This is a genomic window from Kitasatospora sp. NPDC097691 (assembly GCF_040302665.1).
In the GTDB taxonomy this organism is placed as follows: domain Bacteria; phylum Actinomycetota; class Actinomycetes; order Streptomycetales; family Streptomycetaceae; genus Kitasatospora.
On sequence record NZ_JBEORY010000086.1, the window covers coordinates 1 to 18506 of the forward strand.

The window sequence follows — 18506 nt, forward strand, 5'->3', positions numbered from 1 at the left end:
TGGGGGTGTCGGTGGTGGCCCAGGCGCGGGTGGTGGTGTTGTAGCCGATGACGGTGGCGGCGGCGCCGGTGAGCAGGGCGCGCCTGGACAGGGGTGGGCGGTTCATCGTGGTGTGTGTCTCCTGACGGTGTGGTGTGGACGGGCCGGGCTGGCGCCCGGTGGCCCAGGGGGGCCGGGTCGTGCCGGCGGCCGGTGGCCGGTGGTGGCCGGTGGCCGGTGGTGCGTGGTGGTCAAAGGGGGGTCCGGCGGGGTGCCGGGTGTGGTGTGGTGGTGGTCAAAGGGTGGTGCGGGTTGGGCCCGCGGTTTCCCGCGCGGTGGTGAAGTGCCCGGGTAGTTGGGGTTGTTGTGGCTGGTGCCTGGTGGTCATGGGTGGTGCGGGGTGCCTGGTGGTGCCGGGCTGCTGGTGGTTCTGGCGGGCCGGGTCGGCGGCCGGCGGGTGCCGGGTGGTGTGGCGGTGGTCAAAGGGGTGGTGCGGGTTGGGCCCGCGGTTTCCCGCGTGGTGGTGAAGTGCCCGGGTGGTGCGGGTTGTTGTGGCTGGTGCCTGGTGGTGCTAGGTGCGGGGTGCCGGGTGGTGTGGTGGTGGTCATGGGTGGTGCTCGGGTTGGGCCCGCGGTTTCCCGGATCGGTGGTGAGGTGCCGGGGTGGTGCGGGTTGTTGTGGCTGGCGCCGGGGCGGGCCTGGTGGTGCTAGGTGCGGGGTGCCTGGTGGTGCCGGGCTGCTGGTGGTTCTGGCGGCGGCGCTTGGTGGTGCGGTGGTGGTCAAAGGGCCGGCCCGGCGGCTGGTGGTGCCTGGTGGTGCGTGGTGGTGCCTGGTGGTCAACGGGGCTGCTCGGGCAGAGCCCGCGGTTTCCCGCGTGGTGGTGAAGTGCCCGGGTAGTTGGGGTTGTTGTGGCTGGCGCCTGGTGGTGCTCGGTGCGGGGTGCCCGGCGGCTGGTGGTGCCTGGTGGTGTGGTGGTGGTCCTGGGTGGTGCTCGGGCAGGGCCTGCGGTTTCCCGGGACATCGGTGAAGTGCCGGGTTGGTGCGGGTTGTTGTGCCTGGTGCGTGGTGCGTGGTGCGTGGTGCGTGGTGCGTGGTGGTCAAAGGGGGGTCCGGCGGGGTGCCGGGTGTGGTGTGGTGGTGGTCAAAGGGTGGTGCGGGTTGGGCCCGCGGTTTCCCGCGCGGTGGTGAAGTGCCCGGGTAGTTGGGGTTGTTGTGGCTGGTGCCTGGTGGTCATGGGTGGTGCGGGGTGCCTGGTGGTGCCGGGCTGCTGGTGGTTCTGGCGGGCCGGGTCGGCGGCCGGCGGGTGCCGGGTGGTGTGGCGGTGGTCAAAGGGGTGGTGCGGGTTGGGCCCGCGGTTTCCCGCGTGGTGGTGAAGTGCCCGGGTGGTGCGGGTTGTTGTGGCTGGTGCCTGGTGGTGCTAGGTGCGGGGTGCCGGGTGGTGTGGTGGTGGTCATGGGTGGTGCTCGGGTTGGGCCCGCGGTTTCCCGGATCGGTGGTGAGGTGCCGGGGTGGTGCGGGTTGTTGTGGCTGGCGCCGGGGCGGGCCTGGTGGTGCTAGGTGCGGGGTGCCTGGTGGTGCCGGGCTGCTGGTGGTTCTGGCGGCGGCGCTTGGTGGTGCGGTGGTGGTCAAAGGGCCGGCCCGGCGGAGTGCCGGCGGCTGGTGGTGCCTGGTGGTGCGGGGTGGTGCCTGGTGGTCAACGGGGCTGCTCGGGCAGAGCCCGCGGTTTCCCGCGTGGTGGTGAAGTGCCCGGGTAGTTGGGGTTGTTGTGGCTGGCGCCTGGTGGTGCTCGGTGCGGGGTGCCCGGCGGCTGGTGGTGCCTGGTGGTGTGGTGGTGGTCCTGGGTGGTGCTCGGGCAGGGCCTGCGGTTTCCCGGGACATCGGTGAAGTGCCGGGTTGGTGCGGGTTGTTGTGCCTGGTGCGTGGTGCGTGGTGCGTGGTGGGCAGGGGCTCGGTGTGGTGTGGGTTGGGCGGGTGGTGTTTGGTGTTTGGTGTTTGGTGTTTGTGGTTTTGGGGTGGTGTGTGTGGTTGTGTGGGGGTGTGGGGGTGGCCCGCGGTCCCCGGGGTGGTGGGGGCGGGCGTGGTGGGGGTGTTCGGCCGGGGTGGTGGTGGGTGGTGGGGTGGGTCCGGCTGGCGGGTGAACGGGTGTGAAGTTGTGGGGTCCGGGTTGCGGGTCGTGGTCTGGTGGTGTGGCGGGTCGGGCTGACCGGTTCCGGTGCCTGGTCTTCGGCTGTCCGGGCTGGTTCGGGGTCCGGGCCTGGTGTCTGGTGTCTGGTGTGCGGGCCGGGGTCGGGGTGGTGCCGGGTGTGGGTAACCGGTGTGTGGTGCTTGGTTTTTGTCCGGTGTCCGGCCGGGGTGGGTTGTTCGGCTGGGCCGTGGTGGTGGCTTGGTGGCGGTGGTTGGGGTGGTTGGCCTGCCGCCCGGGTGTCCGGGCGGCGGGCCGTGGTGGTGCCGTGGTGGTGCGGGGTGCGGGGTCTCGGGGTGGTGTCCGTTGGCCTGGGTGGTTCTGGTGGTTCGGTGGCCGGCTTGTCGGGTTGGTTCTTGTGCCGGTTTGCCGTTGGTGGTTTCCCTGGTGGCTGCCTCGGGGTGGCTGGAGGCTGCTGTTTGGGGGTGCCGGGGTTCGGGTGGGGCTGTGGTTCGGGTGGGCTGCCGGGGGCGGGGGTGTGGGCGGGTTGTCGTCCGGGGTTTGTGGCTGGTGGCCGAGGGGTTCGTCCGTTGTCCGCTGTCCGTTCGCCTCGGCTGCCTGCCGTCTGCTGTCTGCCGCCCGCCGTTGGCCGCCTGCCGTCCGTGTTCCTCCGGCGTGGTTGCCGCCCGTTGTCCGCTGTCCGCTCTCTTGCGGGCCTGGATGTCGTCCGTTGTCGTTTCAGCGGGGCTGGCGGGTGGGGCTTGGTAGCTGTCGGCTGTCTTTCGGGCTGTTCGCCGTCTGCTTGCCGTCCGCCTTGGCTGCCCTCCGCCCGCCGTCGGCCGTTTGGCTGTCGGCCTGGTGGCCGTCCGCTGTCCTCTGTCCGTCGTCCGTTCTTCTCCGGGCCTGGTTGCCGTCTGTCGGTGGTGGTCGGTGGTTGGCCCGGGTGGGGCCGGCGGCCTGACGGCCCGTTCGCGGTCGGTTGTTTGTTCCGGCCGGGGCTGGCGGGCGGGGCTTGGTAGCTGCCGCCCGCTGCCTGCCGGCCGCCTGCCGCCTGCCGCCTTCCGCCCGCTGTTGGCTGGCGTCCGGCGGCTTGGTAGCTGTCCGTTGCCCGCTGTCCGTCCGCCTCGGCTGCCTTCCGCCCGCTGTTGGCTCTGGCTGTCGGCTTGGTGGCCGTCCGCTGTCCGTTGTCTGTTCTTCTCCGGGCCTGGTTGCGGTCGGCGGTCGGCGGTTGGCCCGGGTGGGGCCGACGGCCTGACGACCCGTCCGCGGTCGGTTGTTGTTCCGGCCGGGGCCGGCGGGCGGGGCTTGGTAGCTGCCGCCTGCCGCCTTCCGTCCGCCTTTGGCCGTTGGTGGTTGGCTGCCTGCCGTCCGCTGCCTGCTGCCTGCCTTTGGCCGTTGGTGGTTGGCCGCCTGCCGTCCGGGTTCCTCTGGGAATGGTTGCCGCCCCCGTTGTCCGCTCTTTTGCGGGCCTGGGTGCTGTCCGTTGTCCTCCCGGCGGGCGGGGCTTGGCAGCTGTCGGCTGCTTTCCGTCCGCCTGCCGCCTGCCTCGCCTTGGCCGCCTGCTGCCTGCCGTTGGCCGTCTTCCGCCCGCCGTTGGCTGTCGTCCGGCGGCCTGGTTGCGGTCCGCGGTCCGCGGTCCGCCGTCCGTGGTTCTCCGGGCTGTCCGCGGTCGGGTGTCGTCCGGGGCGGGGCCGGTGGGCGGGTTGTCGTCCGTCGTTCTCCGGGCCTGCCTGCCGTCCGCCTGCCTCGGCTGCCTGCCGTCCGCCTGCCTCTGCTGTCTGCTGTCGGCGGTGGGCTGTTGTCCGGGGCGGTGGTCGGCCAGCTGTGGGCTGGCCCGGCCTGGCCTGGCCTGGTCCCGGTTGGCCTGGCCGCGGTGGCCCGGCTTGGCCTGGCGTGGCCTGGGCTTGGGATGGGTTGGGCTTGGTGTGGGTCCTGGCTGGCTGCGGTGGTCTGCTGGCGGGCTGGGCTGGGCCGGCTGGCCGGCCGGCTGGGCTGGGGCCTGGGCTGTCGTGGGCTAGTGGTGTGGGCTGGCGGTGTGGGTTAGGGGTTGGTGTGGTTGGTGTGGGTGGTGGTTTGGTAGTTGGTGATGTCGAGGTGGCGGGTTTGTTTGCGGAAGCGCCAGGTGTAGGTGGGCCAGATGGAGGGGTTGTTGCCTTTGGTGTCGGTGTACCAGCTGGTGCAGCCGCCGGTGTTCCAGACGGTGTTCTTGAGGCGGGTCTGGATGGTGTGGTTGTAGGCGGTTTGGGCTTCTTGGTGGACGTCGATGCTGGTGAGGTGGTGGGTGTCGAGGGTTTTGACGGCGTTGAGGATGTAGGTGATCTGGGCTTCGATCATGACGGTCTGGGAGGAGTGGCCGAGGGTGGTGTTGGGGCCGAGGATCATGAAGAGGTTGGGGTAGCCGTGGATGGTGGTGCCGCGGTGGGCGGTCATGCCGTGGGTGTTCCAGGTGTCGGCGAGGGTGGTGCCGTTGCGGCCGTGGATGCGGTGGGCGATGGGGCGGTTGGTGGCGGTGAAGCCGGTGGCGAGGATGATGGTGTCGATGTCGCGGCGGGTGCCGTCGGTGGTGGTGATGTGGGTGGGGCCGATGTCGGTGATGGTGTCGGAGATGATGTCGACGTTGGGTTGCTGGATGGCGGGGTACCAGGTGTTGGAGAAGAGGAGGCGTTTGCAGCCGACGGTGTAGTCGGGGGTGAGGCGCTTGCGCAGGGCGGGGTCTTTGACGCTCTTTTTGAGGTGGCCGGCGGCCATGTTCTTCATGCCGGTGGTGCGGGAGGGGCGGGACATGAAGAACGCGACGATTTCGCGGCCGTGTTTGTTGAAGGCGCGGCGGAAGCGCTGGTAGCCGGGGAGGTGGCGCAGCATCCAGGTGTGGCGGGTGGTGTTGGGCTTGTCGGGTTTGGCGGCGACCCAGGGGGGTGTGCGCTGGTAGAGGTCGAGTCGGGCGACGTGGGGCTGGATCTGGGGGACGAACTGGATGGCGGAGGCGCCGGTGCCGATGACGGCGATGTTGCGGCCGGTGAGGTCGTGGTCGTGGCGCCATTGGGAGGAGTGGAAGACGGTGCCGGTGAAGGTGTCGAGGCCGGGCAGGTCGGGGGTGGCGGGGTTGGAGAGGTAGCCGGTGCCGGTGATGAGGATGCGGGCGGTGTAGCGGCCGTGGGTGGTGCGCAGGTTCCAGTGCTGGTGGGTGTCGTCCCAGTGGGCGTCGAGGAGTTCGTGGCCGTAGCGCATGTGGGGGTCGACGCCGTGGCGGGTGGCGGTGGTGCGCAGGTAGGTGTGGACTTCGGCCTGGGTGGCGAAGGTGGATTTCCAGTCGGGGTTGCGGGCGAAGGAGTAGGAGTAGAGGTGGGCCTGGACGTCGCAGGCGCAGCCGGGGTAGGTGTTGTCGCGCCAGGTGCCGCCGAGGTCGTCGGCGCGTTCGAAGACGAGGAAGTCGTCTTGTCCGGCGCGTAGGAGGCCGATGGCGGTGCCGAGGCCGGAGATGCCGGCGCCGATGACGGCGATTTTGAGGTGGCGGACGGCGAGGTCGCCGGTTTCGGTGGTGGCTGTGGTCGGGGTGGTGTCGGAGGCCGCGGACGCGGCCGTGCCCGCGGCTGCGTCAGCGGCCGCCGACACGCCGGTGGTGGGGGTGGCCCCCGCCGCCGGGGTGGGGGCGGGGGCCGCGGGGGTGGTGGTGCGGTCGGGGGCGGGGGTGGTGGTCATGGCGTCGGTGTCCCTTTGTCGGGGTTGGCTGGGGGTGCCGTTCGGTGGCCCGGGAGGGGTCAGGCGCGGCGGGTGAGGGTGACGCGGAAGTTGTTGAAGATGTGGTCTTCGAGGGTGTAGGCGAAGATGTCGAGGTAGCGCTCGAAGCGGGCGACGGTGGTCTCGTCGGTCATGGCGACGGCTTCCTCGCGGCGGGCGGCGAGGAGCTTGAGCCAGGCGCGGCAGGCGCGGGCGAAGGACTCGGGCTCGTTGCGGATCTCGGTGACCTCGAAGAGGCCGTCGAGGCCGGAGGCGAGTTCGGGCAGGCGCGGGATGTGGCAGCCTTCGAACTCCTCGCGCTGGAGGAACTTGAGGTCGTCCAGGAGCTGGCGGCGCAGCGGGGGGTTCTCGACGGTCATGGTGTGCAGGACGAAGCGGGCGCCGGGCTTGAGCAGGGAGTGGATCTGCTTGAAGAAGACGCGGTAGCGCTGGGTGCGCTCCTTGGGGGTGAGGGAGGAGAGCACGAAGTGTTCGAGGGCGTTGATGCAGAACGCGGCGTCGTAGGGGTCCTCGCCCTCGGCGAGGCGGTGGTCCTCCCAGCTTTCGACGCGGGCCTCGATGGCGGGGTTGCCCAGGGCGTGGACGAAGTCGGCCTGGGTGCGGGAGAGGGTGACGCCGACGGCGCGCTTGACGCCGTGGACGGTGGTGAGGCGGTTGAGCATGGTGCCCCAGCCGCAGCCGACGTCCAGGACCTTGGCGCCGCCGGCGGCGCGGGCGAGGTCGGTGAAGGCGTCGAGCTTGCGTTCCTGGGCCTCGTCCAGGACGGCGACGAGGTCCTCGCCGTCCTCCCAGTAGCCGCCGGAGTACATCATGGTCGGGCCCAGGATGAGCCGGTAGAGCTCGTTGGGGACCTCGTAGTGGTGGCGGATGGCCTCGACGTCGGGGTTGATGGAGCGGGCTTCGACGGTGGTCATGGGATGGGGCCCCTCGGATGGTCGGCGGGTGGGTTGGGAGGAACGGGCAGGGGCGCCGGCACACGCGGGGTGTGCGGCGCGGGCACCGGGCCCGTACGGGTCGTACGGGCGGTGCGGGGTCGTGCGGGTCGTGCCGTGCCGTGCGGTGCCCGACTTGCTTGTGGGCGTGGCCTGTTGACGCCGTGGCGCCGTCGGCCGTGGACGGTGCGGAACCGGCCTGTGGGCGGCGGCCTGTCGGCGCCGTGACGTCGTGACGTCGTGACGCGGTGAGGCGGTGGCGCGGTCCGGTGCCCGGTGGTGCGGTCCGCGGCCGGTTGGCCGGTTGGCCGGTTGGCCCGTGGCCGGGTGGTCGGGTGGCCGGGTGGTGGGGTGTGCCGGTGGGCGTGCGGGTGCGGTGTGTTGTGGGTCAGGTAAGCGCGTGTCTCGCAAGCGGTGCGCAAGGGCGGTGGGGGGCGGGGGGTTGCGGGGCGTTTGCGCGGGCGGGGGTTTCATGCGGTTTCGACAAGACACGCGGCCCCCACGGCCGGGTCGCTTCCCTTCCGTTCCTCGTTTGCGGGCCCGGGGGGTGGTGCTTGTCCGGGCCTGTGCCGTTCTTCCGCGTTGGCGGGGGGCCGGTGTGCCGGCTTCGTCCCGTCTGTCCGTCCTGTTTTCCTTTCCGGTTCCTGCTTCGTGGCCTTTCCGGTTGTCGTTGTCCGTCGTCGTCCTGTTCTCGTGGTGCCCGTGCCGGGCTCGCGGTGTGCGGACGGGGCGGGCGGGCAGCGGCCGGCGTCCGCGGGCACAGGGGCGCCGGGAGGAGGGGGGGAGGGGCCGCGGGGCGGGGGTCGGCCGTGTGGTGTCCGGGCGGGTGCCGCTTCCCTGCGGGTGCGCCGGCGGGGGCGGGCCGGGGGGCGGTCCTTGGGGTGTTGTCCCGGCCCACCGGAGCCCCTTTTCGGGTTCCGGCGGTCCGGTCCGTGCACTTCGTTCCCCACATTCGACGCGTTGACAGCCGCCGGTTCCTCCTGTCGCTCTCTCACCTGAGCGGGGCACGCCGGCGAGGAGAGGAAACGATCACCAATGTCGCAGATCCCCACCATCGAGGACCTGGCCCAGCAGCTGCAGGCGGTGTCCGGTGCGCACGAGATCGACGCCGACGCGGCGTTGCAGCACATCGCGGACGTGGACTCGCTGGACCTGATGGAGTGGCTGTACGGGTTCCAGAACCAGTACCCGCACATCCCGGCGGACGAGTCGCTGTTCGCGGACATCGACGACACCACGACTCTGCGGGTGGTCCACGAGCGGATCCTGGCGCTCGTTCCCACCGAGAGCAACTGAGGCCCCGGGGCGGGGAGAGAGGGGTCGGGTGATGAGCGGTTTCGACGTCACCGGCTGGGGGATGTTCGTGCCCGAGCGGGTGGTGACCAGCGCCGAGCTCGCGCAGCGTTTCGGTGTGGACGAGCACTGGATCGTCTCGCGGTGCGGGATCCGTGAACGCCGTGCGGTGGGGCCCGGGCAGACCACGGCGTCGATGGCCGTGGAGGCCGGGCGCCGGGCGCTGGAGCGGGCGGGGCTGACGGGTGCGGACATCGCGCACCTGATCGTGGCGACGGCCACTCCGGAGCAGCCCTCGCCGGCGACGTCGGCGTTCGTCCACGACGAGCTGGGCATCGCGGGCAGCGCGCACGACGTGAACTCCGAGTGTGCGGGGTTCGTGTACGCGCTGGTGACGGCGGCGGGCCTGATGCGCATGGACCCGCGTCCGATCCTGGTGATCGGCTCGGACACGCACACCCAGACCGCGAACCCCGCCGACCGGGACCTGTCGATCCTGGTCGGTGACGGCGCGGGCGCGGTGGTCCTCACCCCGGGGCCGGTGGACCGGATCCGGGCGTGGAACCTGGGCGCGGACGGCTCGTGCAAGAACAGCCTCAAGGTCCTGGCGGGCGGCTCGCGGATGCCCACCACGGCCGACACCGTCGCCCAGGGCCTGCACTACGCGCAGATCAACGGCAACGAGATCTACCTCAACGCCGTGCGCTACACGGTGCGCACGATCCGCGAGACGCTGGAGCAGGCGAAGATCACCGCGGCCGACGTCGACCACGTCGTGCCGCACCAGGCGAACATCCGCATCATCAACTCGGTGCTCTCCCACACCGGGATCCCCACCGACAAGCTGGTGACGAACCTGGAGCGCTACGGCAACACCGCCTCGGGGTCGATCCCGATCGCCCTGGCGGAGGCGCTGGACGCCGGGCGCGTCCAGGACGGTGACACCGTCCTGCTGGCCGGTTTCGGCGCGGGCATGACCTGGGGTTCGGTCCTGATGACGTGGGGAGGCGTGCGGTGAGCGGCAAGGACGCCTTCGGGGCGCGCCCGCAGTCCCCGGTGGCGCTGGTCACCGGCGCCTCGGGGGGCCTGGGCAGCGAGCTGGCCCTGGCCCTGGACGCGGCGGGCTGCCGGGTCGCGGTCCACTACAACAGCTCCCGCGCGGGTGCGGAGAAGACCTGCGCGCAGCTGTCGAACGACCACGTCATGGTCACCGGCGACGTCGCGGACTTCGACGCGGTGAGCGCGATGTACGCGCGGATCGGCGAGGCGCTGGGCCCGGTGGACGTGCTGGTCAACAACGGCGCGATCCGCAAGGACTCGCTGATGGCGATGCAGGACCCGGCGCAGTGGCGGCAGGTGATCGACACCAACCTCGTCGGCTCGTTCCACACCGCCCGGGTGTGCGTGCCGGCGATGCTGCGGGCCCGGTGGGGGCGGATCGTCAACATCGTCTCCCCGTCGGCGCTGATCGCCACCGCCGGGCAGACCGCCTACTCCGCGTCCAAGGCGGGGCTGATCGGCCTGACCCGCACACTGGCCGCGGAGTGCGGGCGCCGGGGGGTGACCGTCAACGCCCTGTCGCCCGGCTTCATGATCACCGGCATGACGGACACCCTGCCCGAGCACGTCATCGCCGGCATGCGCGACAAGGTCCCGGTGCCCCGCTTCGTCACCCCGCGCGAGGTCGCCCGCTCGATCACCCTGTTCCTGGACCAGGACTGCATGACCGGGCAGGTCATCAGCATCGACTCCGGCGCCTCCATCACCTGACCCCCTTCCTCCCGCCCGGGCCCGCCACCCCCCTTCCGGGCCCCGGCCCCCGCCCCCGGTCCCCGGCCCCCGCCCGGGGCCGGGGGCACGCCCGTGCCCGCACACCCGCGCCCCCGCCCCGGCGCACAGGCAGGCCCGCCGCCCCGCCGCACACGCAGGCCCGGACGGGCACGGCGGGCGGGCACAGCGGGCGCGGGGCGGGGCGGCACCGGGGGAAACGGCGGCGGCGGCCCGTGCCCCCCCGGGGGCGCCCGCCGGTACGGGCGGGAACAGCGAAAGGGGGGCGGGGCCGCCGCGATGCGCACGTGCGCGAGGTGCGAGGTGCGAGGTGCGAGGTGCGAGGTGTGCGCGTGCGCGGGGTGTGCGTGTGCGCGGGGTGGGTCAGTTCAGGGCGGCGAGCACGGCCTCGTAGTTCGGCTCGTCGGCGATCTCGGCGACCAGCTCGGTGTGCAGGACGGTGTCGTTCTCGTCCAGGACGACCACCGCGCGCGCGGTCAGGCCCGCGAGCGGACCGGAGTCGATGGACACGCCGTAGGCGCCGTGGAAGTCGCGTCCGCGCAGGGTGGACAGCGTCTTGACGTTGTCCAGGCCCTCCGCCCCGCAGAACCGGGCCTGCGCGAACGGCAGGTCGGCCGAGATGCACAGCACCACGGTGTTGGCCAGCGCGCCGGCCTGGGCGTTGAAGGTGCGCACCGACGTCGCGCAGGTGGGGGTGTCGATGCTGGGGAAGATGTTGAGGACCTTGCGCGCGCCCGCGAAGTCCTGCAGCGAGGTGTCCGCCAGCCCCGCGCCGACCAGCGTGAACGCCGGGGCCTGGCTGCCCGCGGCCGGCAGCGCGCCGCCGACCTCGACCGGGTTCCCCTTCAGCGTGACCTGAGCCATGAAAAGCCTCCTACCAGCGGTGTACGGGTGTGCAACGCCGCCGATCCTACTGCCCGCCCCCGCCCGGCCCGCCGGCCGACCACCGGCTGGACACCCCGCCCCGCCCGGGCCCGCCCGCCCGCCCCCGGCGGCCCGCCCCCGGCAGCCGGGGGAGGAGGGAGGGCGGCGGCGCGACCGGACGGGACCGGCCGGCCCGCTCCTTCCTCCCGGCGCCGCCCGCCCGCCCGCCGTCGCCCGCCGCCCGCCGCCCGCCGCGCGGTGCGAACGTGCGCGGTGCCGGTTACTCGACCATCGCTTCGTGACGAAGGCCTGGCGTGCGCGCTTCGCCAGGTGGAAGGGACGGGCCGTGGCATTGCCGGAGGGCGGCATCGCCTTGGCTGACGAGATCCTCGTACACCCCGACCTTGAACCTGATCAGGTCCAACGACTCGGTGAGACTGCCGATCTGTGCGGTGACCCGCTCCTGGTGCTCACGCATGAGCGCGAGCCGCTCATCCACGTTGCCTGCGCCTTCCCTGACGAGGTCGGCGTACCGGCGAAGCACGGTCAGGGGCATGCCGGAGGCGCGGAGAATGATGCAGACGTTCAGCCAGTCCACGTCGTCCTGGCAGTAGATACGGCGCCCGCCGGGCCCGCGTCGCACGGCGTTGACGAAGAGGCCCTCCTGCTCGTAGAAGCGCAGCGCGTGAACGCTCAAACCGGTGCGCTCGGCGACCTGTCCGATGCTCAGACTCTCGGGGACCTCAACCATGCCGCTCAGGGTAACGGGGGTTGATCTAGAGAGGACTCTAGTTCCTAGGGTGCCTCGTGCGGCCGACGCTCCCGTCGCCCCGCGTGATCGGTTAGTAGGGGAAAACCACCATGCGCTATCGCACCCTAGGCAGAACCGGCATCGAGGTCAGCGTCCACTGCCTGGGCACCATGATGTTCCAGGACGGATGCAACTCCGACCATGACGACTGCGCCCGCATCATCCACACCGCCCTCGACCAGGGCATCAACTTCGTCGACACCGCCGACATGTACGGAATGGGCGAGTCCGAAGAGATCGTGGGAAAGGCACTGCGCGGGCGCCGTGACGACGTCGTACTCGCCACCAAGGTCCACTTCCCGATGGGCGAGGGACCCAACCGCGGTGGAAACTCCCGGCGTTGGATACTCAAGGCGGTCGAGGACAGCCTCCGGCGCCTGAACACCGACTGGATCGACCTCTACCAGATCCACTTCCCCGACCACACCACCGACATCGAGGAAACGCTCTCCGTCCTCGACGACCTCGTGAGCCAGGGGAAGATCCGCTCCTTCGGCTGCTCGAACTACCAGGCCCAGGAGATCGTCGAGGCGCACCACGTCTCCGAGCGCCGCGGCCTGGGACGCTTCCGCACCGACCAGCCGCCATACTCGATCCTGGCCCGCGGCATCGAGTCCTCACTCCTTCCGGTCTGCGAGCGCTACGGCATGGGCGTACTGGTCTGGAGCCCCCTGGCCTTCGGCTTCCTCACCGGCAAGCACCGCAAGGACAAGCCCACGGACCTGGAAACCGGCCGGGCCGCGTTCCGGCCGGCGAACTTCGATCCCACGATCGCCGCGAACGCCGCCAAGTTCGACGCCGTGGAACAGCTCGTCGAACTCGCGGAATGCATCGGCTGCACCCTGCCCCAGCTCGCCGTGGCCTTCACCGTGACCCACCCCGCCGTCACCTCGGCCATCATCGGACCGCGGACCATGCAGCAGCTGGAAGACCTGCTCAAGGGCGCCGCACTCACCCTGGACGATGCGACCCTCGACCGGATCGACGAAATCGTGCCGCCCGGGACGAACCTGTACAACCCCGCCGCCTCGCTCCCCCCGCGCTCGCTGACCGAGACTGCCCTGCGGCGGCGCCCGCTCACCGAACGCGCCGCAGCCTGAGGCCGGTGGCTGCCCCTGCTGACGGGCAACGATCACACAGGGCGCGGGTAGCCCTCCGCGTACCTGCCGAAAACGACCGTGCCAGGTACAGCGAGAACCGGACCAGGAAAATGAGATCAAACCCCACGTACGGGGCAAACACCGTCGCTCAGCGCGCGACGCAATGAGAATCCGACAGCGCGAACGAGAAGCGGTGAGAATCCGACAGGCTCAGTGCGACAGGACACCCGTTTCCCGGCCCTGCGCTCGCATGGCTGGCCACGGCGAAGTGACAAGTAGCGCAGAGTGACGAACGAAGCGCTCGGTGGCCGTCTTCCGGGCCCGTTCGGCCTCCGGCTCCTCGTGCTCCTGGTCGTCGCTGTCGTCCGGGTGCCGAACGGGCCGGGCAGGCCGGGTTCCTCGGCGCCGAGCTGCGGGGCGCCGCCCTTCGTGCGGTGCGGGCCGGGGATCACCGGGTGCCGCCTTCGACCTGGGCCGGGATACTGCCGGCGCGGAGCTCGCGAAGGTCGGGGATGTGGTTGTCGAGGGTGCCGGGGCTGACGCCGAGGATTTGGTCGGGCGATCTTCGGACGACGAAGGTTTCTTGAAGGTCGTTGAGCTGCCGGGTCGGCATGACGGGCCGACGATCCGACCGTGGGCCGTCCGTTCTGCCTGATGGTCGGATCGTCTGCCAGACGTTTCGACCGAAACGTCTGGCAGGCCGGTTCGGGTCTCGCCCATGCGTCCGGGAAGCGGTTCGGATGAACCACTCCCCGGACAGGTACTCGTCGCTCGCACGCCTGCGCTCGGCCGGCTGGACGCCGGGGCGGTGCCGGGCCGAGCGCCTGGACCGGGTCAGATCCAGGTGTAGTTCCGGTCCGTGATCGGCTCCAGTTCGAACCTGCGCACCGGGGCGGTGGGCGCGTCGAGTTCGGCGATCTGCTTGCCGATCGGGGGGAAGAGCGGCAGCCCCTCGACCTTGCGGTAGTCGTGCCACTCGATGGCGCCGACCTCGTGACTGCCGTCGGGGAGCTCGTCGAACTCCTGGGTGGCGAGCCGGGCGCGGACCTCGGGGGTGACGTGGAGCCGGTAGATCAGGTGGAACTTGCGGGGCGGCGGGGTCGGGCCGGGCCGGCTGATCCGGGCGTCCGCCATCCAGATCAGCTCCGGCCCGGTGGACGCCTGGTCGCGCCCGAGGCCGAGCTCTTCTTCGAGCTCGCGCAGAACGGCCTCGCGGTAGTCCTCGCCGTCCTGCACGTTGCCGCCGATGGTGGTGTAGTGCACGGAGTCGGCCCGCTCCCGTCGCAGCAGCGCGACGTCGTCACCGCAGAAGACCAGCCCGGTGACGCGGACCTTGATCCTGCTGAACGGCTTGGGCGTCGTCGCTTCGGTGGTGCTCATGGGGTTGGTTCTCCTCGGTGGGGATGGTGGTGTGCTGGAGATCTCCAGCTGGCCTCCCGGCTCAACAGCCGGGAGGAGTCGGTGTGTTGAGGTTCAGCTTGCACCGGGAAAGCCGTGGGCGGTGCGCGCGTCGGCCTGGGCGATGTGTTCGATCTCGACGCCGGTGAGAGTGAACCGGCGGAGCCGGCGGCCGGTGGCACGCATGACCGGGGCGAGGTGGCAGGGGTCCATCTCCTCGATGAGGACGGTGGGCTGCTCGGTCGGCGGGTTCTTGCGGCCGGTGACGGCCGGCGGCAGGCGGCTGTCGGTCCAGGGCAGCGGGGTGATCCGCCAGATCGGGCCGCGGACGGTGGAGAGGCCGGCCTGCCCGAAGCCGCGTTCCTCCCGCAGGGTCATCGGCTCGCCGTCGGTGGCGGCCAGGCCCCGGAAGAGGTGAAGGGCGCGTCCCTGGTTGACGATCTGGCCGGTGTCGATGGTGAAGTCGCGGGAGAGGAACGCGGCGGCCGGCCCGTTTGCCGCTGCCGGTGGTGCGGGGGCGGCGCCTCGTGGGCGTGGCGCGCGGTCCCGCACGCCCGGGTCCGCCGGGGCCGGCCGGGCGCCGTGTCCGCGGCGGGCTCGCCGGCGCCGGCGCTCCGGCGGGACCGGGCGCCGCTCGGTGTGATGGTGTGGGGGAGGCGTTTCGGCAGCCGCCGGGCGGTGAGGGCCGTTGGGCCGTCACACTGTGCGTGCCGGTCACGGTCCGCGGCGGGCGGCGGGCCGGGCGGGTGAGGTGGGCTCCGGGAGGATCCGCCGGGACGGGCGGCGGCAGGACCGGGCGGGACCGGGCGGGATCGGGCGGGAACGAGGAGAGGGGCGGGCCGTGGGCGGGAACAGCGGGGACCGGGGGCGGCTGGGCGGGCGGATCTGCGTCATCGCCGGTGCGGGCGGGGCCATCGCCGGCGCTGTCGCGGCACGGCTGACCGCCGAGGGCGGGCAGGTGATCGGCATCGACCGGCAGCAGCCGGACGTCCCGTTCCCGGTCGTCACGGCGGACCTGCGGATCGAGGCCGAGACACGGCAGGCGTTCGAGCGCATCCACGCGCGGTTCGGCGGGATCGACGTGCTCCACGTCAACGCCGGCCCCATGGACCGGGAGGACCACGGCCTGCTGGAGACGGCCCACGAGGTCTGGGAACGGGTCTTCCGGGCCGTCCTCACCCCCGCGGTGCTCAGCTGCCGCTACGGCGTGCCGGTGATGAACCCCGGCGGCTCCGTCGTGCTCACCGGCTCCTTCCTCGCGGGCATGGGCGCCGCGACCGCCCAGATGGCCTTCTCCGCGGCCAAGGCCGCGGTCACCCAGCTCGGACGCGACCTGGGCACGCACCTGGCACGGAGCGGCATCCGCGTGAACACCCTGGCCCTGGGCCCGGTCGAGGCCCCGCAGACCCGTGCCATGTTCGACCGGATGGGCGAAGAGGAGAGGCGCCGGCGCTTCGCCCACATCCCGATGGGCCGCTTCGCCACCCTCGACGAGATCGCGGCCGCCGCCGCCTACCTCGCCGGCCCGGACTCGGGCTACCTGACCGCCTCCGAACTCCCCGTCCACGGCGGCATCCGCGCCGCCTACACCATCCCGGACCACTGAGCCCCCACCCGCGGACACGCCCGCAGCCGGGACGGGGCGCGGGAACCCCGACGGCCCGGGGAACCTCGACGGCCCGGGGGAACCCGACGGCCCGGGGGAACCCGACGGCCCGGGGGAACCCGACGGCCGGGCCCCGGGACCGGGCACGGCCCGGGCGTCCTCGTCACGGTGCGCCCGACACCCCGCGCGGGCCGGCCCCTGCGGCCCACCCGGCCGGCGGCTCCCGTCCTGCCCGGGGACAGCGCGGCGATGCCGGTCACGTCCACGGCACGGCCGGGCCGCGGCCGGGACCTGCGGCCGTCGTGCACGCCCCCGCCCACGGCGCCGGCCCCGCACCGTTCTGACCCCCCGGATGCCCCCGGCCCCCCGGCCCCGCCCCCTCGGTCCCGCCCCGCCCCCTCGGGCCCGGCCCGCCCCGGGAAGGCCGGTGCCCCGCTCCGGTCCCGGGAGGACCCGGGGCCGGAGCGGGGCGGGCGGTGCCGGGCGTCACCGAAGCGGCGTGCTCCCGGCCTGCGGGCCCTGCGGGCTCAGTTGAAGACCAGCACGTCGGTGCGCATCGGCAGCGGGCTGCTCCACCCGATGTTGATCTTGAACGTGACCACGCCGCTGCCCGGGGCGATGCTCGACACCTGGAACGGCGCCGCGCCGACGAACCGGGCGCCGGCGGCGTTGATCTCGGAGGCCGTGATGACGACCGTCGAGTCGGGCCCGATGACGTTCCAGGGGATCTGGAGGTTGAAGGTCCCGTTGCCCGGGCTCCACGTCCACCACGCCCGCCACACGGCGCCGACGTTGCCGCCGATCGCCGCGAGGCCCCGGTCGTGGTCGGCGGGCTGTGAACTGTCCGCGATCTGCGGCACCCCGGAGGCGGAAGACTCGACTGCGGCCATGACGGCTCCCCTCGCGCCGGGAGAGCCCCCGCGGGCTCTCCGTACACGATGAGTGTCCGTCAGTGTGCGCAGCGTCACAATCACTCGTGCGGGTGAATCCCCGGCGCGCCTGCGCCTCACCCCGCCCGTCCCCGTCCCCGTCCCGTCCCCGTTTCCCGTCGCCGTCCGCCGCTGTCCCTGCTGCCGGGGGCTCCGGTCGACAGGCGCGCCGCGGCTTGCCCATGGTGGGGTGGTGACGGACGATGCCCTGCGGAAGGCGCCGGCGGACCCCACCCGCCGCCTCGTCCCCGACGGGCTCGCCCGGCGCGCGGGCCGGTCCCCGTCCGGGATCCGCGCACGGCCGGGCCGCCCGCCACGCCCCGGGCGTCTGCCGCCGGGCGGCCGGCCGGCACCCGGCCGTCCCGCAGGACGCCGGCCCGCAGGACGCCGCCCTCGTGCGCGCCCGCCGCGAGGGCCGCCACGAGTTCCACGCCCCGGACACCGCAGCGCCCGGGCGCGGCACCGCCCGGCGGCCCGCGCCCCGCACACCCGAGGAGGCCCCCGTGAGGATCAACCTGGCCAGCGTCTTCGTCGACGACCAGGACAAGGCCCTGCGCTTCTACACCGAAGTGCTCGGATTCGTGAAGAAGACCGAGGTCCCCCTCGGCGGCCACCGCTGGCTCACCGTCGTCTCGCCCGAACAGCCCGACGGCACCGAACTGGTCCTGGAACCCGACCGGCACCCCGCCGCCAGGGCGTACGTGGCCGCGCTCGCCGCCGACGGGATCCCGGCGACCTCCTTCGCCGTCGACAACGTCCACGCCGAGTACGAACGGCTCAGCGCCCTGGGCGTGCGCTTCACCCAGGCCCCGCTCGCCCTGGGCCCGGTGACCACCGCCGTTTTCGACGACACCTGCGGCAACCTCATCCAGATCGCCCAGTACCACTAGGCAGGCCGTCGCGTCCGGACCGCATCCCGCCGGCCCCGGCCGGGACCGCGTGCACCGGACCACGGCCGCAGCCGCGGTCCGTGCACCGGCCGCACGGCCCCGTCCGGATGCGGGGCGCCGCTCCTCACCCGCAGGCCTTCCCGGCCGGGCGGCCCACGCATGCGCACGCCGCCGGCCCGGTGCGGACGAAAGCCGTTGACGGGGCCGGAAGACTGACCGGCATGGGTACCGACATCAGCGGCTTCCTCGAATACCGGGCGGCGCCCCAGGACGACCGGGAGCCGGCCTGGCACACCGCACACGACCTGGGTTCCCTGTACGGGGGCCGTGACTACGACGCGTTCGGTTGCCTCTTCGGGGTCCGCAACCACGCGAACTTCCGTCCGCTGGCCGCAGGCCGCGGCCTGCCCGCTGACGCCTCGGCCGCCGTGAAGGCGCGGTTCGCGCAGCTGACCCGGTGGTACGGCGGGGACGGCTTCCACGGCACCACATGGATCGCGTGGCACGAGGTGAAGGCCGTCGACTGGGACGAGCCCGCGGACAGGCCCGACAGCAGGCTTCACGAGTACCGCCGGACTCCGAACGGGCTCAGGATGACGGGCAAGGCCGCCTGGAGTCCCGCATTCGCCGACGCCGTCGGCCTTGAACGAGGCGAGGACCGGCAGTGGCCCGAAGGAAGCGAGTGGCTCGTCGGGGACACGCTCTACAGATCGGTCACCATCCGCCGCAGGGACGCCGTCACCGAAACCGGCGGGTGGCGACCCGTCTGGGAAGCCATGGACGCACTCGCAGCACAGCACGGCGACGACAACGTGCGCCTCGTCGTGTGGTTCGACGACTGAGCAGGACGCCGCGACCGCGCACCACCGGGTGCCCCTCGCGGATCATCCCGCCGACCGGACGAAGACGGCCGCGACGCGGAGTCCGGCGAGGTCGACGGCGGCGGTCCCGCCGTATCCGGTGGCCGGGCCGGGCCGCCGCCTGAGCCTGTTGATGTCGATGCAGCGCCCGACCGTGCTGCGCTGCTTGCGGGCCCCGCCGTCCGCGGTCCGTGCC

General features: G+C 72.5%; 15 protein-coding genes. 7 read left to right on the top strand and 8 right to left on the bottom strand.

All coding sequences use genetic code 11. From position 1 onward, the window contains the following. Window positions 1-4141: 4141 nt before the first annotated feature. Together ABTY56_RS36250 and ABTY56_RS36255 are read right to left on the bottom strand one after the other, a co-directional pair. Entirely contained in the window at window positions 4142-5800 is a 1659-nt protein-coding gene (locus ABTY56_RS36250; RefSeq protein ID WP_350633881.1) for a flavin-containing monooxygenase, read from the bottom strand. 59 nt (window positions 5801-5859) lie between these two features. Next, window positions 5860-6753: a class I SAM-dependent methyltransferase gene (locus ABTY56_RS36255; protein WP_350633882.1), complete on the bottom strand. Its 894-nt coding sequence runs from the start codon at window positions 6751-6753 to the stop codon at window positions 5860-5862. Window positions 6754-7806: 1053 nt separating this feature from the next. Between ABTY56_RS36255 and ABTY56_RS36260 the strand changes: the two genes are divergently transcribed. The 3 genes from ABTY56_RS36260 to ABTY56_RS36270 are packed head-to-tail and all read left to right on the top strand — an operon-like array spanning window position 7807 to window position 9834. Continuing rightward, window positions 7807-8067, top strand: coding sequence for a hypothetical protein (locus tag ABTY56_RS36260; protein ID WP_350519292.1), 261 nt, complete (start codon window positions 7807-7809; stop codon window positions 8065-8067). Between the two features lie 31 nt (window positions 8068-8098). Continuing rightward, the gene (locus ABTY56_RS36265) at window positions 8099-9082 is read left to right on the top strand and encodes a 3-oxoacyl-ACP synthase III family protein (RefSeq protein WP_350633883.1); all 984 of its coding nucleotides are present in this window, start codon (window positions 8099-8101) and stop codon (window positions 9080-9082) included. Continuing rightward, on the top strand, window positions 9079-9834 hold the full coding sequence (locus tag ABTY56_RS36270; RefSeq protein ID WP_350633884.1) for an SDR family oxidoreductase: 756 nt from the start codon (window positions 9079-9081) through the stop codon (window positions 9832-9834). The genes ABTY56_RS36265 and ABTY56_RS36270 overlap by 4 nt, the downstream gene beginning before the upstream one ends. A 381-nt stretch (window positions 9835-10215) precedes the next feature. Here the strand turns inward: ABTY56_RS36270 and tpx are convergent, their stop codons facing one another. Both tpx and ABTY56_RS36280 read right to left on the bottom strand, forming a co-directional pair. Further along, window positions 10216-10716, bottom strand: coding sequence for a thiol peroxidase (gene tpx / locus ABTY56_RS36275; RefSeq protein ID WP_350633885.1), 501 nt, complete (start codon window positions 10714-10716; stop codon window positions 10216-10218). Between the two features lie 280 nt (window positions 10717-10996). Further along, on the bottom strand, window positions 10997-11467 hold the full coding sequence (locus ABTY56_RS36280; protein ID WP_350633886.1) for a MerR family transcriptional regulator: 471 nt from the start codon (window positions 11465-11467) through the stop codon (window positions 10997-10999). A 110-nt stretch (window positions 11468-11577) separates the two neighbouring features. Here ABTY56_RS36280 and ABTY56_RS36285 point away from each other — a divergent pair, with 110 nt between their 5' ends. Then, entirely contained in the window at window positions 11578-12627 is a 1050-nt protein-coding gene (locus ABTY56_RS36285; protein WP_350633887.1) for an aldo/keto reductase, read from the top strand. A 448-nt stretch (window positions 12628-13075) separates the two neighbouring features. On the opposite strand, the gene ABTY56_RS36290 is transcribed toward ABTY56_RS36285, so the two are convergent. The 3 genes from ABTY56_RS36290 to ABTY56_RS36300 all read right to left on the bottom strand — a co-directional run bounded on the left by ABTY56_RS36290 (window position 13076) and on the right by ABTY56_RS36300 (window position 14577). Further along, on the bottom strand, window positions 13076-13240 hold the full coding sequence (locus ABTY56_RS36290; protein WP_350633888.1) for a hypothetical protein: 165 nt from the start codon (window positions 13238-13240) through the stop codon (window positions 13076-13078). A gap of 221 nt (window positions 13241-13461) precedes the next feature. Next, on the bottom strand, window positions 13462-14007 hold the full coding sequence (locus tag ABTY56_RS36295) for an NUDIX domain-containing protein (protein ID WP_350633889.1): 546 nt from the start codon (window positions 14005-14007) through the stop codon (window positions 13462-13464). A 93-nt stretch (window positions 14008-14100) separates the two neighbouring features. Beyond that, window positions 14101-14577, bottom strand: a complete 477-nt coding sequence (locus tag ABTY56_RS36300) for a hypothetical protein (RefSeq protein ID WP_350633890.1) — start codon at window positions 14575-14577, stop codon at window positions 14101-14103. Between the two features lie 289 nt (window positions 14578-14866). Here ABTY56_RS36300 and ABTY56_RS36305 point away from each other — a divergent pair, with 289 nt between their 5' ends. Further along, the gene (locus ABTY56_RS36305; RefSeq protein WP_350633891.1) at window positions 14867-15631 is read left to right on the top strand and encodes an SDR family oxidoreductase; all 765 of its coding nucleotides are present in this window, start codon (window positions 14867-14869) and stop codon (window positions 15629-15631) included. A gap of 527 nt (window positions 15632-16158) precedes the next feature. Here ABTY56_RS36305 and ABTY56_RS36310 read toward each other — a convergent pair. After that, complete coding sequence (locus tag ABTY56_RS36310; protein WP_350633892.1) at window positions 16159-16521, bottom strand: hypothetical protein; 363 nt, start codon at window positions 16519-16521, stop codon at window positions 16159-16161. A 542-nt stretch (window positions 16522-17063) separates the two neighbouring features. Between ABTY56_RS36310 and ABTY56_RS36315 the strand changes: the two genes are divergently transcribed. Both ABTY56_RS36315 and ABTY56_RS36320 read left to right on the top strand, forming a co-directional pair. Further along, entirely contained in the window at window positions 17064-17450 is a 387-nt protein-coding gene (locus tag ABTY56_RS36315; protein WP_350633907.1) for a VOC family protein, read from the top strand. A 221-nt stretch (window positions 17451-17671) separates the two neighbouring features. Then, the gene (locus ABTY56_RS36320; RefSeq protein WP_350633894.1) at window positions 17672-18292 is read left to right on the top strand and encodes a hypothetical protein; all 621 of its coding nucleotides are present in this window, start codon (window positions 17672-17674) and stop codon (window positions 18290-18292) included. Window positions 18293-18506 lie beyond the last annotated feature (214 nt).